Source organism: Thermoactinomyces sp. DSM 45891 (assembly GCF_900119485.1).
In the GTDB taxonomy this organism is placed as follows: Bacteria; Bacillota; Bacilli; order Thermoactinomycetales; family Thermoactinomycetaceae; genus Baia.
The window spans coordinates 22,998-32,107 of the sequence record NZ_FPJZ01000023.1 but is presented as its reverse complement, the minus strand read 5'-3'; the positions used below and the strand labels follow the sequence as shown (position 1 = coordinate 32,107).

At 43.9% G+C, this 9,110-nt stretch carries 7 protein-coding genes, 12 tRNA genes and 1 rRNA gene; all 20 read left to right on the top strand.

Translation table 11 applies throughout. The features are described from left to right. The first annotated feature begins 9 nt into the window (after window positions 1-9). Window positions 10-126: ribosomal RNA gene (gene rrf / locus BT147_RS13740) — 5S ribosomal RNA — on the top strand. A gap of 78 nt (window positions 127-204) precedes the next feature. Continuing rightward, window positions 205-279, top strand: a tRNA-Asn gene (locus tag BT147_RS13735). 1 nt (window position 280) lies between these two features. Beyond that, window positions 281-357 (top strand) — tRNA-Thr (locus BT147_RS13730). Between the two features lie 4 nt (window positions 358-361). Next, window positions 362-438, top strand: a tRNA-Glu gene (locus BT147_RS13725). Between the two features lie 18 nt (window positions 439-456). Further along, window positions 457-532 (top strand) — tRNA-Val (locus BT147_RS13720). A 6-nt stretch (window positions 533-538) separates the two neighbouring features. After that, window positions 539-623 (top strand) — tRNA-Tyr (locus BT147_RS13715). A 14-nt stretch (window positions 624-637) separates the two neighbouring features. Then, window positions 638-712, top strand: a tRNA-Gln gene (locus BT147_RS13710). A 23-nt stretch (window positions 713-735) separates the two neighbouring features. Next, window positions 736-808, top strand: a tRNA-Lys gene (locus BT147_RS13705). A 12-nt stretch (window positions 809-820) separates the two neighbouring features. Further along, a tRNA-Gly gene (locus tag BT147_RS13700) sits at window positions 821-895 on the top strand. A gap of 4 nt (window positions 896-899) precedes the next feature. Beyond that, window positions 900-973, top strand: a tRNA-Gly gene (locus BT147_RS13695). A gap of 4 nt (window positions 974-977) precedes the next feature. Then, a tRNA-Asn gene (locus BT147_RS13690) sits at window positions 978-1,052 on the top strand. Window positions 1,053-1,055: 3 nt separating this feature from the next. Next, window positions 1,056-1,132 (top strand) — tRNA-Thr (locus BT147_RS13685). 5 nt (window positions 1,133-1,137) lie between these two features. Beyond that, window positions 1,138-1,214: transfer RNA gene (locus BT147_RS13680), tRNA-Glu, on the top strand. A gap of 303 nt (window positions 1,215-1,517) precedes the next feature. Beyond that, complete coding sequence (gene rocF, locus BT147_RS13675; RefSeq protein ID WP_072336525.1) at window positions 1,518-2,420, top strand: arginase; 903 nt, start codon at window positions 1,518-1,520, stop codon at window positions 2,418-2,420. Window positions 2,421-2,618: 198 nt separating this feature from the next. After that, window positions 2,619-3,467, top strand: coding sequence for a tryptophan 2,3-dioxygenase (gene kynA, locus BT147_RS13670; RefSeq protein ID WP_072336522.1), 849 nt, complete (start codon window positions 2,619-2,621; stop codon window positions 3,465-3,467). 21 nt (window positions 3,468-3,488) lie between these two features. Continuing rightward, a complete protein-coding gene (gene kynU / locus BT147_RS13665) occupies window positions 3,489-4,760 on the top strand; it encodes a kynureninase (RefSeq protein WP_072336519.1) in 1,272 nt (423 codons plus the stop codon). A gap of 174 nt (window positions 4,761-4,934) precedes the next feature. After that, complete coding sequence (gene cdaA, locus BT147_RS13660) at window positions 4,935-5,753, top strand: diadenylate cyclase CdaA (RefSeq protein ID WP_502688574.1); 819 nt, start codon at window positions 4,935-4,937, stop codon at window positions 5,751-5,753. After that, a complete protein-coding gene (locus BT147_RS13655) occupies window positions 5,750-6,697 on the top strand; it encodes a CdaR family protein (RefSeq protein ID WP_072336516.1) in 948 nt (315 codons plus the stop codon). Before cdaA ends, BT147_RS13655 begins: the two co-directional genes overlap by 4 nt. 35 nt (window positions 6,698-6,732) lie before the next feature. Beyond that, window positions 6,733-8,088: a phosphoglucosamine mutase gene (gene glmM / locus BT147_RS13650; RefSeq protein ID WP_072336536.1), complete on the top strand. Its 1,356-nt coding sequence runs from the start codon at window positions 6,733-6,735 to the stop codon at window positions 8,086-8,088. A 189-nt stretch (window positions 8,089-8,277) separates the two neighbouring features. Beyond that, window positions 8,278-9,110 (top strand): alpha-helical endospore appendage domain-containing protein (locus BT147_RS13645; RefSeq protein WP_143188015.1); only part of this gene is annotated, 833 nt, incomplete at its 3' end.

The window sequence follows — 9,110 nt, the reverse complement described above, 5'->3', positions numbered from 1 at the left end:
ACAACTTAGTCTGGTGATGATGGCGGAGGGGATCCACTCGTTCCCATCCCGAACACGACCGTTAAGCCCTCCAGCGCCGATGGTACTTGGACCGCAGGGTCCTGGAAGAGTAGGACGTCGCCAGGCTATATCTTTTAAATGATAGTATAAAATATTCTATATATGTATATTTTATATATTGTCAAACGCTAGGCTTAGTAGTATTCCTCAATAGCTCAATGGTAGAGCGCCCGACTGTTAATCGGTAGGTTGCAGGTTCGAGTCCTGCTTGAGGAGCCATGCTTCCTTAGCTCAGTTAGGCAGAGCGCTTCCATGGTAAGGAAGAGGTCACCAGTTCGAGCCTGGTAGGAAGCTCCAGCATGGCCCGTTGGTGAAGCGGTTCAACACACCAGCCTTTCACGCTGGCATGCAGGGGTTCGAATCCCCTACGGGTCACCAAGAACTTGATAAAAGTTTGGACGCTTAGCTCAGCTGGGAGAGCACCTGCCTTACAAGCAGGGGGTCGGCGGTTCGATCCCGTCAGCGTCCACCATAATATGGAGGGATACCAAAGTGGCCAAATGGGGCGGACTGTAAATCCGCTGGCTTCGCCTTCGTAGGTTCGAATCCTACTCCCTCCACCATTTTTTTTTGTTTTTGGGAAGTAGCCAAGCGGTAAGGCAACGGACTTTGACTCCGTCATGCGAAGGTTCGATCCCTTCCTTCCCAGCCATTTTTGTTTAGACATCTTAGTGAGAGCCATTAGCTCAGTTGGTAGAGCATCTGACTTTTAATCAGAGGGTCGAAGGTTCGAGCCCTTCATGGCTCATATTTGATTTCTGCGGAAGTGGCTCAGTGGTAGAGCATCGCCTTGCCAAGGCGAGGGTCGCGGGTTCGAGTCCCGTCTTCCGCTCCATAATGCGGGTGTAGTTCAGTGGTAGAACATCGGCCTTCCAAGCCGTTTGCGAGGGTTCGATTCCCTTCACCCGCTCCACTGTTCCTCAATAGCTCAATGGTAGAGCGCCCGACTGTTAATCGGTAGGTTGCAGGTTCGAGTCCTGCTTGAGGAGCCATACGCTTCCTTAGCTCAGTTAGGTAGAGCGCTTCCATGGTAAGGAAGAGGTCACCAGTTCGAGCCTGGTAGGAAGCTCCATTTATGGCCCGTTGGTGAAGCGGTTCAACACACCAGCCTTTCACGCTGGCATGCAGGGGTTCGAATCCCCTACGGGTCACCAAATAGAATTACGTTATCCCGATAGTTGGACTATCTGGGATTTTTTATTTTTCAAGGAAAAGTGCCTTTATAATACGTGGATTACTAGGTTGAATATTACGAATTTAGTAGATGGCCTGTATAAATATAATTCGCTTCAGAAAGTCTATTAATGGATGTTCTTGAAAATATGATGGATAAATTCTGTTAAATGCATAAATATGTCACAGGAGGTTGAGGGTGGTAAATTGTTTTACTAAGGAAAGTTTTTATATGGTAAACTTAAATTGTTCAATTCTTCTTTAGTAGCAAGGAGATGTAATAAATGATAAAACAACCTATCTCAATCATTGGAATGCCTATAGATCTTGGACAAGGTCGTCGTGGTGTGGATATGGGTCCTAGCGCGATACGATATGCTGCACTTCAACAAACCATACGCGATTTGGGGTTTGAAGTTGAAGATTTAGGTGATATAGCGATTCCGAGTCCGGAGTCCTTAGAAATCTCCGATCAAAACTTAAAATATTTGCATGAGATTGCGGGTGTCTGTGAAGAGCTTGCTGAGTGTGTTTCGGGAGTCATAGAAAGAAAGCGCTTTCCACTGGTGCTCGGTGGAGATCATAGCATGGCTATTGGCACGGTTGCTGGTGCGGCGAAACACTATCAAAATTTGGGCTTGATCTGGTATGATGCTCACGGTGATTTAAATACGGGTGAAACGTCCCCTTCTGGAAATATTCATGGAATGTCGATGGCGGCTAGCTTAGGAATTGGTCATCGATTGTTAACTCATCTAGGAGGCTTTGCTCCGAAAGTACGTCCAGAAAACGTCGTATTGGTTGGTGCTCGCGAGTTAGATCTGGGTGAGCAACAATTGATTCGGGATTTAGGAATTAAAGTGTTTACTATGCATGAAGTAGATCGCTTGGGCATGGCTCGTGTCATGGAGGAAACGATCAAGATTGTTGGTAACGGTACAGATGGTGTTCATTTGAGTTTAGATCTGGATGGTTTGGATCCTTCAGACTGCCCAGGAGTTGGGACTCCTGTGCCAGGTGGTATTACGTATCGGGAAAGTCATCTAGCTATGGAAATGTTAGCTGATTCAAAGATTCTTACATCGGCTGAGTTTGTAGAAGTAAATCCTATTTTAGATCAGGCTAATCTAACTGCGAAAGTGGCTGTTGCACTTATTAGTTCAGTGCTAGGAAAGAAAATCTTATAGCTCTTGATTAAGGAGGTAGATAGCAAGGTTTTGCTGTTTACCTCGTCTCTTTTTAAACGAATTATTTTCTGCAGTTGTTCTCAATCGGGTTGGCTTGTTGTAAAATACTATTAGTCATTTACAGAATGTTTAATTTAAAATTAATTAGTCTTAGTCATTGTTATATAGTTGAGATTCATAAATGAGGATGTGATGATCATGACAAAAAAAGAAGGACTAGGGCAGACAGAGCGTCCTGAAGGGGTTCAAACGAATTTCCGTAATAACATGACCTATGGTGACTACTTACAGTTGGATCAAATTTTAGATGCACAAAACCCTCTTTCGAATCATCATGATGAGATGCTGTTTGTTGTCATTCATCAAACCAGTGAATTGTGGATGAAGCAAATGATTCATGAGCTCCAAGCAGCCATTCAACATATTGTCTCTAACAATATCGCTTCTGCTTTAAAGATGTTATCACGGGTATCCAGAATTCAGTCGCAGGTGATTCAATCTTGGGATGTACTGTCTACGTTAACGCCCGCGGAATATATCGAATTCCGAAATTTCCTAGGAGAATCGTCTGGCTTCCAATCCTACCAGTATCGAATGATTGAATTTTACTTAGGCAAGAAAAGTACTCCTATTATGGAAATTTACAGTCATAAAGACGAAGTGAAGAAAATGCTTGAAGGTGCCTTGCAACAACCTAGTCTATATGATGTTGCCATCCAAGCACTGGCAAAGAAAGGATTTTATATCTCTCCTTTTATCCTGGATCGTGACTGGACCAAGCCTTATCAATCCGATGAGAGTGTGGAGAAGGCCTGGTTAGAGGTGTATCAAGATGTAAATCAGTATTGGAGTTATTATCAACTAGCTGAAAAATTAGTTGATGTGGAGGATTGGATGCAGCAGTGGCGTTTTCGTCATATGAAGACTGTGGAGCGGATTATTGGCTTTAAGCGAGGAACAGGGGGCTCACCGGGAGTTCCATATCTTCGTAGTACAATGGAGCATCGTTTTTTCCCCGAGCTATGGGATTTGCGAACCAAACTCTAAATAGAAGGAGAACTAGCAGCGATGAAGCCCACTCTAGAGGAAGCAAGGAGATTAGATCACCAAGATGTACTCTCAAAGTACCGAGATGAATTTTATCTGATATCAGATCAGATTTATTTGGACGGTAACTCTTTGGGTTTATGTTCAACAAGAGCAGAGAAGTCTTTCTTGGAGATGTTTGAATCTTGGAAGATATATCAGATCGACGGTTGGTCAAACGGAGAATATCCTTGGTTTTATTTAGCCGAAATGTTAGGGGCTAAGATGGCTCCCCTTGTTGGGGCAAAGAAGGAGGAGGTTGTTGCGACTGGGACAACTACTGTGAATTTGCATCAGTTAATGGCCACTTTTTATCATCCCGAAGGGAAACGCACTAAGATCGTAGCAAATGATCTGGATTTTCCTACGGATATCTATGCGATTAAGAGCCAACTTCAACTACATGGCCTAGATCCGGAAGAGCATTTACTATCTGTAAAAAGTAAGCAGGGTCGGTACATCGATGAAGAAGATATCATCGCTTGTATGAAGGATGATGTGGCTTTGATGATATTACCCACGGTACTTTATCGAAGTGGTCAATTACTAGACATCGAACTCCTTACTCGAGAAGCGCATCGACTTGGAATCTTAATCGGATTTGATGCTTGCCATTCCATAGGGGCTGTTCCCCACGCTTTCCATGAGTGGGGCGTAGATTTTGCGGTCTGGTGCTCCTATAAATATCTAAATAGTGGCCCAGGTAGTGTTGCTGCGATTTATGTGCATGAAAAACACTTCGGCACGGTTCCTGGACTAGCTGGGTGGTTTGGATCTGATAAAGAGCGTCAATTTGATATGAGTCATACATTTGAACCTTCTACGGATGCAGGGGCGTATCAATTAAGTGCCCCGTCTATCTTGAATGCGGCCCCATTAATCGGTTCCTTATCGATGTTTGATGAGATTGGGATGGAGTCTATCCGAGAAAAGTCATTATCGTTAACTCGATATATGATGTTGATAATCGAAAGCGAACTCCAAGGGTGGGGCTTTGTGATTGGAAACCCGATGGAAGATCATCGCAGGGGCGGCCATATTTCCCTTGAACATAAAGAAGCGACGCGGATTTGCAAAGCGCTAAAAGAGGCGAGAGTAATTCCTGACTTTAGAGCTCCTAATGTGATCAGACTAGCGCCAATCGCTTTATATACATCGTATCAAGATGTCTGGGAGGCAGTACAGCGATTAAAGTCGATCATGGTGGAGGGGAAGTACAAAGATTACTCTCATGAACGAGGCGTTATTGCATAGTACTGTACTGGGACGGAGTAGGTGGGGCTCTCTTTTATAAAGGGAGTCTTTTTACTATGCTTCAATTAGAATGGTATGTTTGAACGATTTGTTTTTATTGTGTCCTTATATTGGGTGAAATCTTTTTGTTTATTTGAAGCATAATATATACATAAATGCGTTGGAGGAAACAATGTGCAATCATTGGTTGGAATAACAAAGTATATAAATGATTTTATTGATATATTGATCGTCAGTTTCCTTATTTATCAACTATTGACGTTATTACGTGGGACGAGAGCAGTGCAGTTGCTAAAAGGAATTAGTGTGGTTGTCTTTTTATGGTTGTTAAGTAATTTTCTTGAGCTACGGACATTACGTTGGCTCATTGAAAACTTATTATCAGTGGGCCTCATTACGGTGATTATCATTTTCCAACCTGAGTTACGAAGGGCTTTAGAGCAAATTGGTAGAAGGGGCTTTTTTACAAGGGGGCAAGTAGCCAAAGATGAAGTAGTGACTCGAGTATCTGGGGAAATAACCAAAGCGGTTACTTACTTTGCCAGCAAACGGATCGGCTCATTGATTGTGATCGAACGGGAGACAGGACTCTCCGATTACATAGAATCAGGAATTGAATTACAAGCGAAAGTAAGTAATGAATTGCTCCGAAATATTTTTTTACCGAGTTCACCCTTACATGATGGTGCGGCTGTAATTCGAGTTGGTTCGATTATGGCTGCGGGATGCTTTTTACCATTGAGCGAAAACCCTTCTATTAGTAAAGAGCTGGGCACAAGACATCGTGCCGCTATAGGGATGAGTGAAGTTTCAGATGCTTGTGTGGTGATTGTGTCAGAAGAGACAGGGCAGATCTCAATCGCTATTGGTGGTAAATTAGAGCGAGGTATTTCCGAGGATCTTATATTTGAGCGACTATATCAACAGATTCAACCAAATTCGCCAACGATCTCGATATTCCGGAGTTGGCGTGAGCGAAGAGGGAAGAAATGAACAAGTGGCTAGAAAATAATTGGGTCATTCGAGTGATTTCAGTGTTGTTAGCAGGGGTTTTATGGTTTATGGTTCATTATTTTAATAAGGATCAAGAAGGAGCTCAAAATGATACCCAAAGTAAGACAGTCCCTGTAACCGCAGAATATGATAAAGAGCACTATGAGCTGATACAAACCCAAAAAGAAGTGACGATCATGATGAGTGGAAATCCATTTTCGCTTCAGTATGCTTCTTCTCGAGTTCGGGCCCAAATTCGTGTAGATGAACCGATTATAGAGGGGGAACAGCGCAGTGTCCCTGTGATCGTAACGGGGGTTCCTTCTGGAGTGAAAAACACGGTCCACCCTGATAAGGTTACAGTTACGTTATATAAGAAAAATCCCAGCTTAGCATATCCTTTTATATCAAAAGAGATTCCGATTCAACTGACTTATTCAACTAAGGACCTTTCTGTTGAAGTGGTGGAGATAAGGTCCGATCCATCTAAGATTACCTATTACGGAAATCGTCCTATGTTAGAGTTATTAAATAAAGTGGATCTTCCAGTCGAATTGCCAAAGGCAGAAGGTGTGTATCGATTCCGGGCAAAGGTTCCGAAGCCTGTGGGAGTCGAAAAAGTGGAACCCATGGATGTAGAAATTTATGTTAAAATGAAGCGGTCTAACTTGAAGCAGATAAGAGATATTCCACTCCAATCCATTCACATAGAAGAAGGACTTGAAGCAAGGATGATAACACCTAAAGCAGTGGATGCTTCCTTATCAGGAGCGCCTAATCTACTAGATGCATTACGGATGGATCAAATAGAGGCAGTATGTGATTTGGATAACCTTCCAGCAGGTGTTCACCAAGTCCCGATACAAATAAAACTGCCGAAGGGGATTGTGCTGGAAAGCCAAACTCCAGAAAAAGCAATGATCGAGATTCGATCCAAATCGTGATTGGATGGAAACATGAGCAAGGAGGAGAAATGAAAGTGGGTAAATTTTTTGGAACGGATGGTGTTAGAGGGGTTGCCAATCAACAACTTACACCAGAGTTAGCATTTCGTTTAGGAAGAGCGGGGGCATATGTGTTAACTCGTGGGAAAACGAGTCCGTTCATTGTAGTAGGCAGAGATACTCGTCTATCAGGAGAGTTGCTGGAGTCAGCATTGGTGGCAGGAATGCTTTCCATCGGGGCAAATGTAGCCCGTTTAGACATCGTGAGTACCCCAGGTGTAGCCTTTTTAACGCGTCATCTAAAGGCAGATGCAGGTGTTATGATTTCTGCTTCTCATAATCCTTTTCCAGATAACGGCATTAAATTTTTTGGGGCAGATGGCTATAAGTTATTAGATGAGACGGAAGCGGAGATTGAACGATTACTTGAGATTTTAGAAAAAGATCCCGCTAATGACCCAATTCCACGACCAATTGGAAAAGAAATCGGGCGGATATCTGACGAGAGTGACAGTATTGATGCATATCTGGAACATCTGAAGTCAACGATTGATACGGATCTATGTGGGATGCATATTGTGGTTGATGGGGCCAATGGAGCGGCTTATGAATTGGCGCCGCATTTGTTAAGAGACCTAGGGGCAGATGTGACAACGATTGCCGTAAATCCTGATGGTGTAAACATTAATGTAGATTGTGGTTCGACTCATCCAGAACGGCTTCAGCAAGAGGTAGTCAGACAAGGGGCACACTTGGGCCTAGCATTTGATGGAGATGCTGACCGTTTAATCGCGGTAGATGAAAAGGGTGATGTGGTCGATGGTGACCAGATTATGTTTATCTGTGCTCGTTACTTCAAACTAAAAGGGTTACTCGCAAAGGATACCATCGTCACAACGGTGATGTCTAACTTCGGATTCTTTAAATCAACCGGAGAAGCAGGAATTGCTACAGAACGTACTGCTGTGGGTGATCGCTATGTGATGGAAAAAATGCGTGAAGGTGGATATAACCTAGGTGGAGAACAATCTGGACATATTATCTTCCTAGAGCATAATACGACAGGGGACGGTATGTTATCTGCCATTCAACTCCTACGTGCCGTCAAAGACGAAGGAGAAACCTTGTCCAATTTAAAAGATAAGATGCACAAGTTTCCTCAAGTGTTGAAAAATGTACGTGTGTCTTCGAAAGAGGGCTGGGATACGAATCCAGTGATTCAACAAGCCATTCAAGCCGTTGTAGATGCACTAGGCGAAGAAGGTCGTGTCTTGGTACGCCCTTCCGGTACAGAACCACTTATTCGGGTGATGGCAGAGGGACCGAATCATGCACAATTAGAAAAATATGTTCTGCAAATTGCAGAAGTAATTTTGCGTCAATTAGGCTGACTGTTTCATTCCATTAGAGAGAATCCTTGAGATACAAGGGAGTTAGATTGTAGAAGAGATAAATCAGGAGAGGAGGGGCTATTCCGTAGAGAGATTATACGAGAATAGCCTCTTTCGCGTGGAAACTTAACATATAGTAGGAATCAAACATATATTTATAGTGAGAATATTTGATCGAGGAGGTATATCATGTCTCAAGCGAATATTCCTAATATTTCACCGAATATAAGCATTACCAGAGAAGATGCAGTAAATCTTCTCTTATCATCCATTGCCTTAGAAGAGCTAGGATTAAGCCATATTATTAATGCCGAGGGTGAAAAGCTCCAATACGTTCTCGGAACGCTCCCTGGAGTCTCAACATCCTTTCAACCTTCCATTAGCGATTTACTTACGATCAATAATAGCGTTCGCGACACGATTAATGTAATCGGGAAGAAAGAATGGATCCTAAACGAGAAGTTAGAAAATGTGTTAAACACAGACGTGACAAGGGGACCAACCGGGTCGGCAGGTGCCACTGGGCCAACAGGGCCATCTGGAGGACCGCCCGGACCAGCAGGCGCTACTGGGCCTCAAGGACCAGCAGGTCCGTCAGGCGAGATTGGAGCTTCAGGGGGCACCGGGGCTTCAGGGCCTCAAGGGAACACAGGACCCCAAGGTGCAACCGGACTTCAGGGTTCTACAGGACCTCAGGGTTCTACAGGACCTCAAGGGCCTACAGGTCCTCAAGGGCCGACGGGAACTTTTGTTACAGGTGATTTCTTATTTTTAGTTCAAGGAAACTCAGGCGCGGACGGAAATGTTCCACTCAGCTTTGGAGATACGCTCAACTTTATATCGGATACGTTAGAAATCACGGTAACACCTGGTTCTGCCATCGTGAAACTAGAAGTGCCTACAGGCGCTAACGGGGCTACGGGTGCTACTGGAGATACGGGACCTCAAGGGAATACAGGACCTCAAGGAGCAACGGGACCTCAAGGAGATACCGGGCCTCAAGGGGTAACGGGACCTCAAGG

Coding starts and splice junctions, on each gene's coding strand:
- rocF (WP_072336525.1), top strand. CDS start 1,518: ATGATAAAACAACCTATCTCAATCATTGGAATGCCTATAGATCTTGGA.
- kynA (WP_072336522.1), top strand. CDS start 2,619: ATGACAAAAAAAGAAGGACTAGGGCAGACAGAGCGTCCTGAAGGGGTT.
- BT147_RS13655 (WP_072336516.1), top strand. CDS start 5,750: ATGAACAAGTGGCTAGAAAATAATTGGGTCATTCGAGTGATTTCAGTG.
- kynU (WP_072336519.1), top strand. CDS start 3,489: ATGAAGCCCACTCTAGAGGAAGCAAGGAGATTAGATCACCAAGATGTA.